Raw genomic sequence first — 17,844 nt, 5'->3', positions numbered from 1 at the left:
TGCAAATAATGCTGTTGATTTTTTAAGTTCGCTAAGATGTTTTACTTAGCAAAGAAAAACGAAGTTTTACCAATCAATAATAACTTTAATTTAAAAAATATAGGTTGCAACAGAACTCCCGGTAATTGTAACCGGAGCAATTTTCTGATTATATTTTATATTGAAACTTTCATCGGATTTATTGTTGTTCTGAACAATCAAAACTATTTTTCCTGCTGGAGTTTTAAAAGCAACCGTAGCCAAGTTTTCCGTTTGTGTAGAAGCTATTCTCTGAGAATTTGCAGGAACAAATTTTGAAGCATGAGCAATAATATAATACGCAACATTTCTTGTGAAATTTTCACTGTCTGAAACCGTAATTGCTCCTTTACATTCTGTACAACCTCCCGGTGTATGCGGTTTGTATTGAGTATCATTCGCTAAATTCCATTCTAAAGCAATTTTACTCCAGTTTCTCATCGATCCGATGACAACATTTCTGGTGTGCCAGTTTAGATCTTCATTAAAAGTACCTTTTGCACCTGTCCATTGTTCTGTAAAATAAAGATTTTTATCTGGATGCGCATCGTGAACAGTACTCAAAGCTGAAATATCACCTTCATACAAATGAAAAGCCGAACCGTCGATATATTGATTGGCTTCTGAATCATTTAAAATATTGATGGCATATTCAGGTTTATTGCAATTGTGATCGTAAACAACGATTTTGGTTTTAATATTATTTGATTTAAAAATCGGACCTAAACTTTGCTTAATAAAATCTCTCTGCTGATCTGAAACCATCAGTAAACTTGGATTATTTCCGGGATGTAAAGGCTCGTTTTGCGGAGTCACGGCATCAATAGTAATTCCTTCTTTCTTCATTCCCTGAATATATTTTACGAAATATTTTGCGTAAACATCATAATATTCAGTTTTTAAACTTCCACCAATCGATTTACCATTATCTTTCATCCAAACAGGAGGTGACCAAGGAGCTGCGATGATTTTGATTTTAGGATTAATGGCTAAAATTTCTTTTAGCATTGAAATCAAATCTTTATCTCTTGCCAAACTGAATTTAGAAAGAGAAGGATCGGTTTGACCCTCCGCTAAATCGTCATAAGAAAAAACCTCGCCATCCAAATCGGATGCACCAATGCTCAATCTTAAATAACTTATTGAAATTGAGTTCTTGTCATTTCCGAAAAGTTCGTTTAAAAGTGCTTTTCTTTTTGAAGGCGAGAGACGATTGATTACTTCAACACTTCCGCCGGTCAATGTATATCCAAAACCATCAATATATTGAAACTTTTGAGCGTCGTCAATTTCAATATTCTGAAAGTTATTAGAAGTATTTACAAAAGTTAATGCATTTTGCTGCTGTAATTTTACGCTTTCATCACCTTTTGTCATCCAGATTTGAACTTTATTTTCTGTATTTGCTACAGATTTACACGACGATAAAGGCAAAAGTACCACACCGCTAAATAGCAGTGCAGTACTTTTTAAAAAGAAACTATATGAATTTTTATTTAACATATTTAATATCCAGGATTTTGAGTTAAATTTTGATTTTTATCAATTTGTGCCTGAGGAATTGGCCATAGGAGTCTGTTTTGATTAATATTGGCTGCGTAAGGAAGAGTTGTTCCATTGCCATTTTTTTGTTGCGATAGAATCGAAATTGCCTTTCCTGTACGCTTCAAATCAAACCAACGATGGCCTTCGAATGCTAATTCTAATTTTCTTTCCGATAATACTTTATTTATACCATCATCTTCAGATGTAATAGTAATTGGGGGAAGAGCTACTCTGCTCCTTACTTGATTTATTAAAGTTTGAGCTTCTGAAAAATTCCCAAAATGAATATCAGCTTCAGCTTTTAATAATAAAATATCTGCAAAACGGAGGATATAGAAATTTTGATTTCCATCAATCAATCGCATTTTATTCATAAATGGAAAATTATTACTTGCCCAATAAGTATCTGACCAAGTTACAGATGAAAATTTAACAGTAGTATTTAATCTTTGTGTATCACCTAAGTCATTAAATGTTTTCACTAAATCATTTGAAGGAGTATTGAACTTTTTCCAATCAGTGCCCACAAACATAGAAGTACACCAAGCCCAAATATTGCTTGCATTGCCATTAACTTCAAAAATTGACTCTACGTTTGCTTCATGATTACTATCAAACAAATGAGAATAAACAGGAAGTAAAGAATATCCTTGAGAAATAACTAAATCAGAATACTCCTTTACTTTTGCCCAATCTGGATTTGGCTTTGTAGCATAAACTTTCGCCAATAATGCGTAAGCAGTTCCTTTATTAGCTTTATACTTTTCTGATGAAGCAGGTGCATTTGCAATAGCTCCCTCCAAATCAGAAATTATTTGAGCATACACATCATTTACAGACTGTCTTTTTGGATATAATTGAGTATAAGCTTCATTGAAATTTTCTGAATTGATGGTTATGAATGATTTTGTTACCACAGGAACATCACCCCAAAGCTGTACCATATGAAACAAATACATTCCTCGGAAAATGGATGCCTCAGCTTTCATCTGATTCTTTCTAGCAGTAGATAATCCTTCAGCTCCATCTACATAATTAAGGATTTTATTACAATGATCCATAAAATTACTTAGATAACCCCAATCTCTATTTACATTGGTATTAGTTGCTAATATTCTATATTCATCTTGTTGAAAGTTTTGCACATTATCACCTCCTGCATATGAAATATCTGTTTGAGAATCACCATTTAGAAAATAGTCTAATTGCCAATATTCATTGCCAAAATCAGAATAAATAGTTGTCATTGCTTCTTCTGCATTTCCTGCAGTTGCAATAGGATTATTTATATCGACTGTCTGATCAGAAATGGGTTCAGTATCTAAATATCTATCACAAGAAACTGCTGTGAAAAATAGAGCAGAAACAGAAATTGAGTATATTATTTTGTTGATTTTCATTGTTTTAAATTTAGAAAGTTGTTTTAAGACCAATAATAAATGTTCTAACTTGAGGATAAGTACCATAGTCGATACCAAGAATTCCCGCAGATCCTGAATATGCATTGACTTCAGGATCGAAACCACTATATTTAGTCCAAGTATGAAGATTTTGCCCTGTGACATAAACATTAACATTAGAAATACCTTTAAATAAGTTTTTAAAATTATAACCTAATGTTACTGCTTTAAGCTTAATATAAGATCCGTCTTCTACAAAACGATCAGAAATATGTAATGACTCGGGATCTTTAGCTTTAGGTATATTAGTAATTTGCCCCGGTGTTTTCCATCTATCTAATACGATCGTAGATTGATTTTTAAAATCATTCATTAATTCTAAATCTAATCTTGACGCATTGAATATATCACCACCTTGTGATCCCGTAATTAATACATCTAAATATAATCCTTTATAATTAAAATGATTTGTAAAGCCAAAAGTATACTTCGGGTTTGGATTTCCTATTGTAGTACGATCGCCAGCGTCGAAAGCTCCATTTCCATTAAGATCTTTATAAGTTAAATTTCCTAATGTAGAATCTACGCCTTGTACTTGATAACCATAAAAACTTCCTATCGCTACTCCAGGAGCAAATCTTGTAATATATTCTCCCACAGTCTCATTATATGCAGCATAGGATACAGGAATGTAATTGATTGATTGAATCTCATTTTTTGTAAAAGAAATATTAAAGCTTGTATTCCAACTAAAATTTGCAGTTTTAATATTAGCAGTATTCAAAGAAAGTTCAAGACCTCTATTTTCCACAGAACCAACGTTTGTATTGTAACTATATGTTGCGATTGGAAAGACAATGCCCATTATTAAATTCTTTGTATCTCTTTTATAAATATCCGCCGTAAATTTGATACGATTATTGAGGAAATTAGCATCTAATCCAATATTACTATCTGTTGTAGTTTCCCACGTTAAATCAGTATTACTAAACTGATAAGGGCTCCATGAACCTTTTGGAGTTCCATCTTCATTATATCCTAATTCCGAAAGTCTTTGAAGGTAATATGCGGAATAAGCGCTAATTCCTGATGCATTACCCGCTTTTCCCCATCCTCCTCTCAATTTCAAATAGCTTATATATGAATTGTCTTTAAGAAAATTTTCATTAGAAATCACCCAACCAGCGGAAAGTCCAGGAAAGTATCCCCATCTGTTATCTTTAGATAGTGCAGATGACGATTGTGCTTTCATTATTCCCATTACTGTGTACTTATTGTTAAAAGTATAGATCGCTCGTAAAAAACCTGAAATTTCTCTTAAATCTGTAGAAGTATAGTTATAGTGAGGCTGTTTCGCTAATTCATAAACGAATTCATTAGTGTCTTCAGGAAACATTTTCCCCCATTGGCTATTATTAATATATTTTCCGTCTCTTACATTTCCTCCTAATAATAATTGTAAATCATTAGCTCCAGACTTGAAATTATAATTTAATGTGCCTTCATATAAAATATTTTGCCATGTACTTCTATTCAGGCTACCCGTACCTTGTTCTTGTCTTCCATAATTAGTTTGGTAACCATTTACAAAATTCATTCTTTTAGTATCCACTACATCTAAAGATACGCTGGGTTTGAAAACTAAATTTTTTGCTAAGGTAACATCAAAACCAAAATTACTCATAAATCGATTATTATAGGTTTCATCTATTCTCGACTGATAAGCTACAGGATTTTCCCATGAAGACTGAAGTGGATTTGGAGCAAATTGCCCAGGTTTATATCCATCTTTTATACTGCCATCAGTATTAGTAGGAATGTTATTAACTTCAGAACCATAAATTGGTAAAAAAGAAGGGGTATTAAGAGCTGCCAAAACAATTCCTCCTCTTGCTGTGCTCAGATTATCTGAAGTACTTGATAAATCTGTTTTTATATAATTTAGACTTGTATTGAATTTTAACCATTTTGCAATATTTGCATCCAAATTTACTTTAAAAGAATATCGATCAAACCTAGATGGTGTAATGATTCCATCTGTTCCTTGATATCCTAACGAAGTATAAGCCTTTACATTTTCATTGCCAAAAGAATAATTTACGTTATAGTTTTGATCAAACCCATTCTGATACACTTTATCTTCCCAATTCGTGTTGATACCAGCATACATTGGATTATTGATTGTGGCAAGATCTGCAGGGTTAATCTCACTCATTAAAGATTTATATTGATCCAGATTCAATATATTAATATTATTCACCTTCTTTGAGAAGCCCCAATATGCATTAAAACCTAACTGAGGCTTATTACTTTTACCTCTTTTTGTAGTTATGAGAACAACTCCACTTGAACCATTTATACCATATATTGCTGTAGATGTTGCATCTTTTAATATACTCATTTCTACAATATCATCTGTATTGATACCGCTAATGTCTGTTGTCTGAATTCCATCTACAACATATAAAGGAGATGTACTCGATGTAATAGATGTATTCCCTCTAATTTTCACGTCTAATGCTGCGCCAGGTTTACCTGAAGGTTGAACTACATTTACTCCTGCCGCGTTACCTTGTAAAGCTTGAGCAACATTTGTTATTGGTCTATCGGCAAAAGCATCAGCTTTCACTGTAGATACCGCACTCGTAAGGTTTGATTTTTTTACTGAACCATAACCAATAACTACTACTTCCTCTATCTTCTGCTCTTTTGAAACAGTATCGCGCGGCGTAGTCTGTGCATTGAAATTTGCCGTAAAATAAAGTGCGGCAATAATCCCTAAGCTTCTTGATATTTTTACATCCATATACAGTTAAGTTTTTTAATTCTCAAATTGAGACAATAAAAATATATTTTTTTTTCCATTAATTAACATTTATTTAATAATTATTTTAATATTTCCAGTATTTTTGGGCAATCAAAGGCTGTTAATTTTTAATAAATACTTGATTATTTGTTAAATTGAGACTAATATAAATTCCCAAAATGACCGCTAAGCAACCAAATATTTCACTTCCGCTGAAACTTACTTTCCTTGTTTTTTCAATGGTTTTAAATTGTATGGGGATTGTTATTCTTCAGCTTTCTGAGCAGAAAATCACCTATGATAAGCTTGGTTTTTTAGAGTCATTCAAAGATTTACCGATTGCAATATTCTCACTTTTTGCCGTTAATTTTATCAGCAGATTTGGAACAAAAAAATCATTGATATTTGCTTTGATGATTGTAGGAACCTGTTCGCTGTTTTTACCGTTTGTTGAAGTATTTTGGTTTTTCAAATTATGGTTTGCAATCATCGGAACCTGTTTTGCGATAGGAAAAATATGTGTTTACGGTATTATCCGGAATAATATGACCGAAGAAAAGTCATTAGCTAAAACTATGAATAGCGTTGAAGCTTCTTTTATGATCGGTATTTTTACAGTTAATACCGGTTTTGGATGGTTGATTTCCAGTCAATTTGGTGAATATTGGAAGTTTGGTTTTATGTCTATTTCTCTGATTTCTTTTTTTACCGTTTATCTTTTTTCGAAAATTAAAATTGCTGAACCGGAAAACAAAAGCACGAGAATCTTCCCTGATTTATCAGGATTTGGTAAAACAACATTTATCCTTTTTTTTGCAGTAAGCTTTTTTATTATTTTTATCGAACAGAGTTTTAATTCCTGGCTTCCTGCATTTTACAAAGATCATTTAAAAGTTAATTCTTTCTTTGCACTTCAGGCATCCTCATTTTTGGCGCTTTTTTCTTACACGGGTAGAACGATTACATCAAAGATTATTCAGCGATTTCCGCTATCAAAATATTTTATGATTTGTGTAATGATGATTATATTTTTGTTGGTTATCATTTCAGGAATTCAGTTTTATTTTAGTGAAAATGCGAAGATTTTATTATTCCTTTTTCCAGTCATCGGTTTGTTTCTCGCACCACTCTATCCGGTGATTAACTCAAAAATGATTGCAAAAATTGACAAGGATAAAATCAATGCTTTTACTTCTTTAATAGTAAGTGTATCTTCAATAAGCAGCTCAATCAATTCGATTTCAATTTCAATATTATTTAAAAATCAGATGCTTACCTATTATTCTCTGTATATTCTGGGAGCTGTAATTATGGTTTCTGTTTTAGCATATTCTTATTTTAAACTTAGCTCTAATAAAATTTAAAAAATAATTTTATTTTTACCGCATGAAAACTGATCACAATAAAAACATAGAAACTTTAAAAGAACTTATTGATAGCAAAGACCTTATACCCAATGTGTCGGTTGACTGCACTATTTTTGGGTTTCATGATAATATCCTGAAAGTCTTACTATTAAAATACCACGATCTTAATTTGTATTCTCTTCCCGGTGGTTTTGTTTTTATAGATGAAGATTTAAGAGAAGCGGCAGATCGTGTTTTGTATGAAAGAACACATCTTAAAGGTTTATTTTTAGAGCAGTTTCATACTTTTGGAAGACTGAACAGAACGGAAAATAATGTTCACAAAACATTAATCAATAATAAAGGTTTAGATGTTCCTAAAGATCACTGGATTTTACAAAGATTTATCACAGTTGGATACTGTAGTCTGATTGATTTTACGATGGCAAATACTTTTCCCGATGCTTTTAACGAATCTTGCGCATGGTTTGAAGTAAATAAACTTCCACAAATGGCATTTGATCACGACAGAGTAATTGCTGAAGGATTAGAATATCTGCGAAAAAATATCGATACTCAAGTTGCAGCAAGTAATTTATTGCCTGAAAAATTTACGATGAAAGATTTACAGTCGTTGTATGAAACCATTTTGGGTGAAAAATTCAGACGAAATAACTTCCAACGTAAAATATTAAGTACTAATTCTTTGGAAAGAATGGAGAAATTATTCGATGGGTCAGCAAATAAAGCACCTTATCTCTATAAATTCATCAAAAAATAGTTTTTTTTCTCTTTAAAGAAGTTTTCTTTTCAGCATTCCGAAAAAATCTTATTTTTAGAGAAATTAAATTACATGTCATATTATCCTCTTACAAGCATCCCTGATTATTATGGAATTGATGCTTTACTTACCGAAGAACACAAGCTTATTCGTCAATCTGTAAGAGATTGGGTTGAAAGCTTTGTAATGCCAAATATTGATCAGGCAGCTCAAAATCACACCGATTTACCAAATTTAATGAGAGAATTGGGGAAAATTGGTGCTTTAGGACCTTACATCCCTGAAGAATACGGTGGTTCTGGTCTTGATCAGATTTCTTACGGTTTGATTATGCAGGAATTGGAAAGAGGAGATTCTGCGGTACGTTCTGCAGCATCTGTGCAAAGTTCTTTGGTGATGTTTCCAATCAATGAATTTGGTTCTGAAGAGCAAAAAAGAAAATACTTACCAAAATTAGCGTCTGGTGAAATGATTGGATCTTTCGGTCTTACAGAGCCCAATCACGGTTCAGACCCTAGTTCTATGGAAACCTACTTTAAAGATATGGGAGATCATTACCTTTTGAATGGCGCTAAAATGTGGATCACCAATTCTCCTTTGTGCGATATCGCAGTAATTTGGGCTAAAAATGAAGAAGGAAAGGTACAGGGATTGATCGTTGAAAGAGGAATGGAAGGTTTTACCACTCCTGAAACACATAATAAGTGGAGCCTAAGAGCATCTAAAACCGGTGAGTTGGTGTTTAACGACGTGAAAGTACCTAAAGAGAACTTACTTCCAAATGTTACAGGATTAAAAGGACCTTTGTCTTGTTTAAATTCTGCGAGATACGGAATTTCTTGGGGTGTGATTGGTGCAGCAATCGATTGTTACTGTACGGCTGTTCAATATTCTAAAGAAAGAAAACAGTTCGGAAAACCAATCGGTGGATTCCAGTTGCAACAGAAAAAATTAGCAGAATTTCTAACAGAAATTACTAAGGCTCAATTACTTTGTCTACAGTTGGGGAATTTAAAAAACGACCACAAAGCAAGTCCGGCTCAGATTTCTATGGCGAAAAGGAATAACGTAAAAATGGCAATCGATATTGCAAGAGAATCACGACAAATTCTTGGCGGCATGGGAATTATGGGAGAATTTCCTATGATGCGTCACGCTGCAAACCTAGAATCGGTAATTACTTACGAAGGAACACACGATGTTCACTTGTTGATCACAGGCCTTGATATTACAGGAATTAACGCTTTTTAGGCTAAAAATAATATTTTTAAAACCTCACAGATTTTTAAAGACCTGTGAGGTTTTTATACTTCTAAAATTAATTTTTCCAATCTATTAGCTTTGGTCAAATTAATAATTATAATTTTTCACATTTTCAAGAAAACTAATTTCCGGATTCAGAATTTCATGTATTAAATTTTGAATAGAGATCATTGCTTCATCAAGACTTCCCAAAGCAAATTCCAGCGATACGACCCCTTTTTTAGCATCAGCAAAGCTCCAAATCCCGGTTTCTATTGGAAATCCCCAAAACTCTGGTAAACTTTGAATTACATATTGATATAAACAAAGCTGCATCGCCTGTTTTCTGTCACTGTTTTGGAAATAGTCTGACTTGTTTAATTCATCAATTTTTACCGTAAGATTTTTCGTTTTTGCAGTTTTATAATCGATAATCCTAATCGTTCCGTTTAGCTTATCGATTCGGTCAATAAAACCAAAGAAAGAAACCTTATCCGTTTTATCTTCATTCAGGTAAAAATCTACGCTTTCAAACCTTCTTTCAATGTCAATTATCTCTAAAGAATTGCCTGCTTTTATCAACTCCAAATCGTAATTAAGAATATTTTCAATTACTTTTTTAGCAATGGCTTTGTGAATATAATTCATCCCTTTGTCATAAAATTCAGGCTGATGTTTTAGTTTCTCAATAGCAATAGTGATAAATTCATCTATCCGTTTAATTGAATTTTGTAAATCATTTAATTTTAAAACTTTACCTTTCAATACTTCATAAACTTCTTGAAGCGTATAATGAACTAAATTACCGTAATTTCTAATTGATAATTCTTCTTCAATTTCGTCTGCTTCAGAGGTATTCAAAATTTTTGAAAGATAAAAATCAATCGGATTATAGAGGTAACTCGTTAAATGGGAAGCCGAAACTTTATCTTTCCACTTTAAAAGCTGCTGTTGAACAATATCCGTTTTAAAAACTTCGATGGGCTGATTTAAAATTGGCTCTGAAGAATTCTCGACAATAACATGCTCGATGTGATGGGAGCTTTCCATTTCGATCTGAGTAATAAACCGGCTCTTTTCTCCGGTATTCACTCCCGAACTTAAAGCATTAAAAAGCAAATGTACATTCTGCGCATCCTGAATTAAACGATAGAAATGATAGGCATAAATACTGTCGTTTTCAAGGAAAGTATGCAGGTCAAAATATCTTCTGATATCAAAAGGAATATAGGTGTTTTGCGAGTTTCCAAGTGGTAATTTTCCTTCATTAACCGATAATAGAATTACGTTCTCAAAATTTAATAGACGGGTTTCCAAAAGTCCCATTACCTGAAGACCTTTTAGCGGTTCACCCTGAAAATCGATACTTTCTGAATTGATATGTTGGTTGATGAGAACTTCAAGCGTGTCCATCTTGATTCTAAAACCATAAGGAGTGATTTGATTTTTGATAATCCTGAATGCGTTTTCAAAATGAGAAACGTTTTCATATTGAATATCATCCAACTGTAACCACTTTATTCTCTTGCAAAAATCAATTAAATCATCTAAAAACTGATAACAGGATTTTGCTTTTTGAAGCAAATTAAAATAGGAAAGATTTTCCAGAAGTTCTTTTAAAAGCTTTTGTGAAATATAAACAATGTTTCTTTCTTCTATTTTAGATTTAAAATCACTGATAATTTTTTCATCTTCTGCAGATTTCGGAAGTTCTTCAAGAATAGGATAAACATCACGGTAGTAATAAGAGGTTTTGCTTTTTTCAAGCTGTTTTTGAAGATAAAAAAGTTGCTTCACCGCATTAGAAAAAGAAAGATTCTTCAGCGGAAATCCCATCGTAATATTTAGGTTTTCAACTTCATGCATTACATCCAGACTTGCAGGAAGAAGGTTTTCATCAAGCAAAACAACAGCGGTATTCGTGTATGTTTTATTATTAATATTTTTAAATAATTCAGGTAGAATCTTGGTTTGCGTTACATTACCTGAAACTTCGTAGACTTTTATGTTTTTAGGCTGGTTAAAATCGTCCTCAATCCAATTGAAAGCTCTGTCATCATCAAATTCTTTCCACATTTTATGACTTCTGAGAAACTTTCCAGCTTCCTGTCTTTCGTCATCAAAATAATATTTGTCTCCCTGAAAAAAACATTGCGCTTTATTCCATTGCAGAAGACCTCTCACGAGTTTTTCTTCAACCGGAGTAAATGCATTAAAACCACAGAAAACAAAATTTTCGGTATTGTTTTTTGCAAACTCTCCTATTTTTGCTTTGGCAGACTCGTGGATCATTCCCGGAGTTGCCCAATTTTTTTCTCGTAATTTTTCTTTTAATACAGGAAGAAAGACATTCATATTCCTCCAGAAATTCAGGAATTTCTTTCTTGGAACTTCATCTTCGTCACCTAAATCCTGTGCCCATTCTTTAATACGTTCTTCATCAAACATATATTGCAAAACGGCTTCATCGGAATCGGAAAATTTTAAAATATCATCCCAATCTTTCTGCAAAGTAGGAAACCATTTTAAAAACTCAGAAAAATCGTCGTTTGGAATAAGATTTAAACCTTTATAAACATCAAATGCAAAAAGCCATAGAGAGATTCCCTGGATTGTCTGATGGTCTACAATATTGATAATCAGCTCCTCAATTGTATAAAAATTGGGAAGAAATCCTGAGTAATTATTTTCTTCTAAAATCTGACGTATAAAAACGATGGGTCTTTTACCGGGAAGAACAATATTGAATTGCGATAAATCAGTGTTTTGAATTAATAATTCATCGATTATTTTGTTTAAAAATTTCAAATTTTCTGGTAGTTTTTTAGATTTTCGAGTTCTTCGCTAATTAAAACATTGTATTCTGCCTGTTTTTCTTTATTCATCCCATGTTCGGTTACACGGTCATAGTCAGCTTGATAATTTTTGTATTCTGAAGAAATCCTAGCGTAAATTGTTTTGAAAAACTTATTGTAATCGGCAGTAGTTTTTATTTTTTCTGAAACTTCCTTTCTTAATTTTCTGGCGTAAATTTCAGCAATATCAAAGTGTTTCTGCTCATGAAGCAATACATAATCATTGATTCTTTTACCATCTTTCCATGATTTATTTTCATTAAAAACCGTTTGAATAGTGATTTTTACCGGAACTTTAGGGTCACTCGATGTGGTTGCAGAATATTCCCAACCGCAATGAGTATAAGCTACAACCGTTGAACCACCCAGATTATTGATTTTGCTTTTAAAATTATCCCAAACCAATTTTTGATTTTCACTCCAATAGATATTTTGAGCCGAAACAATATTGAAAATCAATAAAAAAACGATTAAAAAAAACTTCATTATTCCACTACAATTGTTTTAGTAATCCAGTTGTTATTACCATTCCAAAATCTGAATGTGTATTTTCCTTTTTTTCTTGGACTAAAATTGATTTGATTGGCTGATTTATGATTTGCCTGCGAACACATCCCATTGGTGAGGTATTGATAAGCGGTAACATCTCTATCAAATTCTCCAGTATGAGCATAATCGTATCCATAAAATCCTCTACATGTTGAAGCATATGTCGAATAGGTTCTGATGCTTTGAACCGAGAAAACACTCATCGTGTCACTAACGATTTTCACACTGTCAATTTTTACTTTATCTACAGATTGTATCGTTTGATAATCATCATCATCTTTACATGAAGTAAAAAAAGCACCTAAAACTGCCGCAGCGAAACTTATTTTTAATAGAGAGTTCATGATATTGGATTTTGATCGTTTGGAAAGATAAATTTAGTGAAAATAAATACGAATTAACATATTTTAAGAATTAAAATTACCTTTTGAAAGATAAACAACCTTTTTAGTGTCAAAAAACTCTTCGTCGAAGTAGTTTTTAAGACTGAAAAGCTCACATTTCAAACCGGCAAGTTCTTCGGCAAGATCTCCACCTTTTAGATATAAAACTCCGTTATGTTTTGCATTAATCTGTTCTTTTTCAAATTTACCTTTTAACCATCTTAAAAATTCAGGCATTTGAGTAACGGCGCGACTTACCACGAAATGGAATTTTTCTTTTACTTTTTCTGCTCTTCCATGAATGGCAGTAAGATTTGACAATCCGACACCTTCTGCAACAGCATTTACCACTGTAATTTTCTTACCAATAGAATCAATTAAAGTAAACTGAGTTTCAGGAAACAAAATTGCTAAAGGAATTCCTGGAAAACCACCACCTGTTCCCACGTCTAAAACTTTTGTTCCGGGAGCAAATTCCATGATTTTTGCGATGCCTAAAGAATGCAGAATATGCTTCTCATAAAGAGATTCCATATCTTTTCGGGAGATGACGTTTATTTTCTCGTTCCATTCTCCATACAGGCCTTCAAGCATTGTAAACTGCTCAATTTGTTTTTCTGTAAGATCCGGAAAGTATTTTTGAATGATTGCTATCGACATAAAAGTAATTCTAAGGGGCAAAAATAAGTTTTATTAACAGTTTATTCAAATTAAGTTTTTATATATATTTGTTAAAAAGACAAAAAGAATACATGAATAAACTTTCAGACAGAGTAAACAGGTTGGGTTACTCGCAGACATTCGTCATGTCAAACAAAGCTAGAGAAATGAAAGCCAGTGGAATAGATGTGATTTCTTTAACATTAGGCGAACCGGATTTTGATGTTCCCGATAATATCAAAGAAGCTGCTTTTACGGCAATCAATGAAAATTACAGCCACTACTCTCCTGTTCCGGGATTTTTAGAACTTCGTCAGGCAATTTCTGAAAAACTAAAAAGAGACAATCAACTCGATTATAAACCTACACAAATCTGTGTTTCAAACGGTGCTAAACAAGCAATTATTAATGTTTTAGCAGCCATTATCAATGATGGAGATGAAGTAATTCTTCCTACTCCTTTCTGGGTAAGCTATGATGAAATGGTAAAAATGATGGGTGGGAATTCCGTGATGCTTCCTACTTCTTATATTACTGATTTTAAAATCACGGCAGAACAGCTTGATGAAGCGATTAACGAAAAAACAAAAGCTGTTCTTTTCAGCTCACCTTGTAACCCTTCAGGTGGATATTATACGTATGATGAATTGAAATCTTTGGCAAAAGTTATTGCTAAATATCCTCATGTAACGGTAATTTCTGACGAAATCTACGAATATATCAATTACGAAACTAAAACTACATCTATCGCTCAGTTTCCTGAAGTTTATGAGCAAACCGCAGTAATCAACGGAATGTCTAAAGCTTTTGCAATGACAGGCTGGAGAATCGGTTATTCTGCTTGTCCGGAATGGTTGGCAAAAGCTTGTGAAAAAATTCAGGGACAAATGACGAGCGGAGCGAATACTGTTGCTCAGAGAGCTTCAATTGTTGCTTTAAAAACTGATCCTTCAGAATATAAATATATGATTGATGCTTTCAAAACAAGAAGAGATCTTGTGTACAGTTTGATGAAGGAAATTCCTGGATTTAAAGTGCTTTTACCGAAAGCTGCTTTCTATTTCTTCCCGGATATTTCTCATTATATCGGAAAAACATTAGACGGAACTGAAATAAAAGATGCCGATGATTTTGCCATGTTTATTTTAGAAAATGCTCATGTAGGTTGTGTTGGTGGAGTTTCATTCGGAAGTCCGGAATGTATCAGATTTTCTTATGCAGCTTCTGAAGAAGAATTAAGAGAAGCGATGAGAAGAATAAAAGTATTATTAGAAAAATTTAATTAAAAACAACCATGAATTTATTTAAAAAATTAACGATTGTAACCAGTATTGCAGCAGCAAGTTTCTGTGGATATGCTCAAGCTCAGGATTTCCAGTGGAAAGAAGCAAAATCAAATGGTTATACCTATAAATATGTAACCAACGATCCTACTTCTGCAAGATATTATAAGCTTAAAAACGGATTAACCGTAATTTTAAGTGCTACTAATAAAGAACCAAGAATTCAGACTTATATTGCTACAAAAGCAGGGAGCAAAACCGATCCGTCAACTCACACCGGTCTTGCACATTATCTGGAACATATGCTTTTTAAAGGAACAGATAAGTTTGGATCGAAAGATTGGGCAAAAGAAAAACCTCTTTTAGACAAAGTTGATGCTCTTTATGAGAAATACAACCAGACAAAAGATGAAGCCAAAAGAAAAGAAATTTATAAAGAAATAGATAAGGTTTCCGGAGAAGCTGCAAACTACGCCATTGCCAATGAATACGACAAAATGATGGCAGGAATGGGAGCAGATGGAACTAATGCATTTACATCTTTCGAACAAACTGTGTATGTGGAAGATATTCCGGCCAATGCAGTTGATAAATTTTTGGCTGTACAGTCTGAACGTTTCAGAGCGCCTGTTTTAAGGCTTTTCCATACAGAGCTTGAAGCAGTTTATGAAGAGAAAAACAGAAGTTTAGATGATGATACCGACAAAGTATATGATAAAATATTTGAAACTTTATTTCCGAATAATAATTACGGAAAGCAAACCACTATCGGAACAATCGAGCACTTGAAAAACCCTTCTTTAAAGGCTATTAGAGACTATTATAACAATTATTACGTTCCCAATAATATGGGAGTGATCATGTCCGGAGATTTCAATCCGGATGAGATGATCGCTAAAATTGATAAGGCTTTTTCTTACATGAAGTCTAAAACCGTTCCTGAATACGTTGTAGGACAGGAAAAACCAATTGCATCACCTGTTATAAAAGAAGTTGTAGGCCCTAATCCTGAAAGTGTAATGATGGGATTCAGATTTCCGGGAGCTACGACCAAAGATGCAAGACTTTTGACTTTAATTGGAAATATGCTGACCAACGGACAAGCCGGGTTGATCGATTTGGACCTTGTAAAAAAACAAAAGCTTTTGGGAGCTTATGCTTTTCCGTATGTTTTAAAAGATTATTCGGTGTTGCTTTTACAAGGAAGACCAACAGAAGGTCAGTCTTTGGATGAAGTGAAAAATCTTCTTCTTCAGGAAATTGAAAAACTTAGAAAAGGTGAATTTTCGGATGATTTAATTCAATCTATCGTAAATAACGAGAAGAAAAACATCATTCAGAAAGATGAAAAATATTCTTCAAGAGCAAGTATTTTAATGGATGAATTCACCTCTGATATCGACCACAAAGCTTCTTTGGAATATCTAGAGGAAATCTCTAAGCTTACCAAAAAAGATATTATGGATTTTGCATCTAAATATCTTCAGAATAACAATTATGTCGCAGTTTATAAGAAAAAAGGCGAAGATAAAAGTATTGTAAAAGTAGATAAGCCAACAATAACGCCGGTTTCTGTAAACAGAGAAGATAACTCTTCGTTTCTTAAAAAGATCGATGAGATGCCGGAAAATACTATTTCTCCGGTTTGGTTAAATTTTGATAAAGATATTGCTAAAAGCAAAGTGAAAAGTGTAGATGTACTTTCTGTAAAAAATACAGATAATGAACTTTTTAGATTGTATTATTACTTCGATTCAGGAAAATGGAACAATAAAATACTTCCTTTAGCAGCAGAATATTTACAGTATTTAGGAACAAAAAATAAGTCTTCTGAAGCGATCAGTAAAGAATTTTACAAACTGGCTTCAAGCTTTAATGTAAGTGCAGGTAATGAAGAAACTTATGTTTCTTTAGAAGGTTTAAATGATAACTTTGATAAAACAGCAGATTTATTTGAAGATTTAATTAAAAACTGTCAGGCTGATGAAGCTGCTTTAACCGCTTACAAAGCTAGAGTAAAAAAAGCTAGAGCCAACGCAAAACAGAACAAAGGAATAATCATGAGCGGACTAAGAAGTTATGCTCAGTATGGCTCTCAAAATCCTTTTAATAATGTTTTAACCGATGCTGAATTAGATGCTTTAAAAGCGGAAGATCTGGTGAATATTCTTCATGATTTGTTTAATTATAAACATAAAATTCTTCACTACGGACCAAAATCTGCACACGAAGTTGCATCTTCTTTAACGCTGATTCATAAAGTTCCGGCAACGTTGAAAGAAATGCCAAAATCTAAAACTTTTGCGCAGATTCCTACAGATAAAAATAAAGTTTTGTTTGCCAATTATGATATGGTACAAGCTGAAGTTTTCTGGGTAAGAAATGCGGATAATTACAATCCAGAACTTAGTCCTACAATAAGTTTGTTTAATAATTATTTTGGTGGTGGAATGGGATCTATTGTTTTCCAGACGATTAGAGAATCTAAAGCTTTAGCATATTCTACTTATGCATATTTTGGTCAACCAAACAAAAAAGAAAATAAAAATATGATTACGGCTTACGTGGGAACTCAGGCCGATAAGCTGAATGAATCTACAACTGCTATGAACGAGCTTTTAACGTCTCTTCCAAAATCTGAGCAGTTATTTGAAACTGCAAAAAGTGGATTAAGAAAGACAATTGCTGCAGAAAGAATTACCCAGGATGGAATTATTTTCTCTTATTTAGCAGCTCAAAAATTAGGTCTCAATTATGACAGGAGAAAAAGTGTCTACGAACAGTCTCCGAAACTGAATTTTGCAGACATCAATACTTTCCATGATAAGGAAATGAAAGGGAAAAATTACACTTACTGCCTTGTTGCTGCACAAGATAAAGTAAAGGATGAAGATTTGCTGAAATTAGGTGAGCTTAAAAAGTTAAGTCTTACAGAAATATTCGGTTACTAAAACCAGAAAGAGCTTTGAAAGAAGC

General features: G+C 33.0%; 12 protein-coding genes. 5 read left to right on the top strand and 7 right to left on the bottom strand.

Going from position 1 to position 17,844, the window contains the following annotated elements; genetic code table 11:
- Positions 1 to 90 precede the first annotated feature (90 nt).
- Genes AB671_RS17000 through AB671_RS16990 form a run of 3 tightly spaced genes read right to left on the bottom strand, consistent with a single transcriptional unit; the run spans position 91 to position 5,769 of the window.
- The gene (locus AB671_RS17000) at positions 91 to 1,521 is read right to left on the bottom strand and encodes a glycoside hydrolase family 30 protein (RefSeq protein ID WP_066679053.1); all 1,431 of its coding nucleotides are present in this window, start codon (positions 1,519 to 1,521) and stop codon (positions 91 to 93) included.
- 2 nt (positions 1,522 to 1,523) lie between these two features.
- Positions 1,524 to 2,963, bottom strand: a complete 1,440-nt coding sequence (locus AB671_RS16995) for a RagB/SusD family nutrient uptake outer membrane protein (protein WP_066679104.1) — start codon at positions 2,961 to 2,963, stop codon at positions 1,524 to 1,526.
- 10 nt (positions 2,964 to 2,973) lie between these two features.
- Positions 2,974 to 5,769, bottom strand: a complete 2,796-nt coding sequence (locus AB671_RS16990) for a SusC/RagA family TonB-linked outer membrane protein (protein WP_066679055.1) — start codon at positions 5,767 to 5,769, stop codon at positions 2,974 to 2,976.
- A gap of 179 nt (positions 5,770 to 5,948) precedes the next feature.
- Between AB671_RS16990 and AB671_RS16985 the strand changes: the two genes are divergently transcribed.
- The 3 genes from AB671_RS16985 to AB671_RS16975 all read left to right on the top strand — a co-directional run bounded on the left by AB671_RS16985 (position 5,949) and on the right by AB671_RS16975 (position 9,147).
- Entirely contained in the window at positions 5,949 to 7,133 is a 1,185-nt protein-coding gene (locus AB671_RS16985) for an MFS transporter (protein WP_066679057.1), read from the top strand.
- Positions 7,134 to 7,155: 22 nt separating this feature from the next.
- Positions 7,156 to 7,896 (top strand): NUDIX hydrolase, encoded by a 741-nt coding sequence (locus tag AB671_RS16980; RefSeq protein WP_066679059.1) that lies wholly within the window; start codon positions 7,156 to 7,158, stop codon positions 7,894 to 7,896.
- Positions 7,897 to 7,968: 72 nt separating this feature from the next.
- The gene (locus AB671_RS16975) at positions 7,969 to 9,147 is read left to right on the top strand and encodes an acyl-CoA dehydrogenase family protein (RefSeq protein ID WP_066679064.1); all 1,179 of its coding nucleotides are present in this window, start codon (positions 7,969 to 7,971) and stop codon (positions 9,145 to 9,147) included.
- Positions 9,148 to 9,246: 99 nt separating this feature from the next.
- On the opposite strand, the gene AB671_RS16970 is transcribed toward AB671_RS16975, so the two are convergent.
- The 4 genes from AB671_RS16970 to rsmG all read right to left on the bottom strand — a co-directional run bounded on the left by AB671_RS16970 (position 9,247) and on the right by rsmG (position 13,585).
- Positions 9,247 to 11,946, bottom strand: a complete 2,700-nt coding sequence (locus AB671_RS16970; RefSeq protein ID WP_066679066.1) for a PD-(D/E)XK nuclease family protein — start codon at positions 11,944 to 11,946, stop codon at positions 9,247 to 9,249.
- Positions 11,943 to 12,479: a DUF922 domain-containing protein gene (locus AB671_RS16965; RefSeq protein ID WP_066679068.1), complete on the bottom strand. Its 537-nt coding sequence runs from the start codon at positions 12,477 to 12,479 to the stop codon at positions 11,943 to 11,945. The genes AB671_RS16970 and AB671_RS16965 overlap by 4 nt, the downstream gene beginning before the upstream one ends.
- The gene (locus tag AB671_RS16960) at positions 12,479 to 12,886 is read right to left on the bottom strand and encodes a hypothetical protein (protein WP_066679070.1); all 408 of its coding nucleotides are present in this window, start codon (positions 12,884 to 12,886) and stop codon (positions 12,479 to 12,481) included. The genes AB671_RS16965 and AB671_RS16960 overlap by 1 nt, the downstream gene beginning before the upstream one ends.
- A gap of 63 nt (positions 12,887 to 12,949) precedes the next feature.
- Positions 12,950 to 13,585 (bottom strand): 16S rRNA (guanine(527)-N(7))-methyltransferase RsmG, encoded by a 636-nt coding sequence (gene rsmG / locus AB671_RS16955; protein WP_066679071.1) that lies wholly within the window; start codon positions 13,583 to 13,585, stop codon positions 12,950 to 12,952.
- A gap of 92 nt (positions 13,586 to 13,677) precedes the next feature.
- On the opposite strand from rsmG, the gene AB671_RS16950 reads away from it, so the two are divergent.
- Both AB671_RS16950 and AB671_RS16945 read left to right on the top strand, forming a co-directional pair.
- Positions 13,678 to 14,871: a pyridoxal phosphate-dependent aminotransferase gene (locus AB671_RS16950; protein WP_066679072.1), complete on the top strand. Its 1,194-nt coding sequence runs from the start codon at positions 13,678 to 13,680 to the stop codon at positions 14,869 to 14,871.
- An 8-nt stretch (positions 14,872 to 14,879) separates the two neighbouring features.
- On the top strand, positions 14,880 to 17,819 hold the full coding sequence (locus AB671_RS16945; protein WP_066679073.1) for a M16 family metallopeptidase: 2,940 nt from the start codon (positions 14,880 to 14,882) through the stop codon (positions 17,817 to 17,819).
- Positions 17,820 to 17,844 lie beyond the last annotated feature (25 nt).

Source organism: Chryseobacterium sp. BGARF1 (assembly GCF_001677955.1).
In the GTDB taxonomy this organism is placed as follows: domain Bacteria; phylum Bacteroidota; class Bacteroidia; order Flavobacteriales; family Weeksellaceae; genus Chryseobacterium.
This window is presented reverse-complemented; position numbering and strand designations above follow the sequence as displayed.

Bases quoted from the DNA above. Each gene is read 5' to 3' on its own strand.
- AB671_RS17000 (WP_066679053.1), bottom strand. From the start codon at position 1,521: ATGTTAAATAAAAATTCATATAGTTTCTTTTTAAAAAGTACTGCACTG.
- AB671_RS16995 (WP_066679104.1), bottom strand. From the start codon at position 2,963: ATGAAAATCAACAAAATAATATACTCAATTTCTGTTTCTGCTCTATTT.
- AB671_RS16990 (WP_066679055.1), bottom strand. From the start codon at position 5,769: ATGGATGTAAAAATATCAAGAAGCTTAGGGATTATTGCCGCACTTTAT.
- AB671_RS16985 (WP_066679057.1), top strand. From the start codon at position 5,949: ATGACCGCTAAGCAACCAAATATTTCACTTCCGCTGAAACTTACTTTC.
- AB671_RS16980 (WP_066679059.1), top strand. From the start codon at position 7,156: ATGAAAACTGATCACAATAAAAACATAGAAACTTTAAAAGAACTTATT.
- AB671_RS16975 (WP_066679064.1), top strand. From the start codon at position 7,969: ATGTCATATTATCCTCTTACAAGCATCCCTGATTATTATGGAATTGAT.
- AB671_RS16965 (WP_066679068.1), bottom strand. From the start codon at position 12,479: ATGAAGTTTTTTTTAATCGTTTTTTTATTGATTTTCAATATTGTTTCG.
- AB671_RS16960 (WP_066679070.1), bottom strand. From the start codon at position 12,886: ATGAACTCTCTATTAAAAATAAGTTTCGCTGCGGCAGTTTTAGGTGCT.
- rsmG (WP_066679071.1), bottom strand. From the start codon at position 13,585: ATGTCGATAGCAATCATTCAAAAATACTTTCCGGATCTTACAGAAAAA.
- AB671_RS16950 (WP_066679072.1), top strand. From the start codon at position 13,678: ATGAATAAACTTTCAGACAGAGTAAACAGGTTGGGTTACTCGCAGACA.
- AB671_RS16945 (WP_066679073.1), top strand. From the start codon at position 14,880: ATGAATTTATTTAAAAAATTAACGATTGTAACCAGTATTGCAGCAGCA.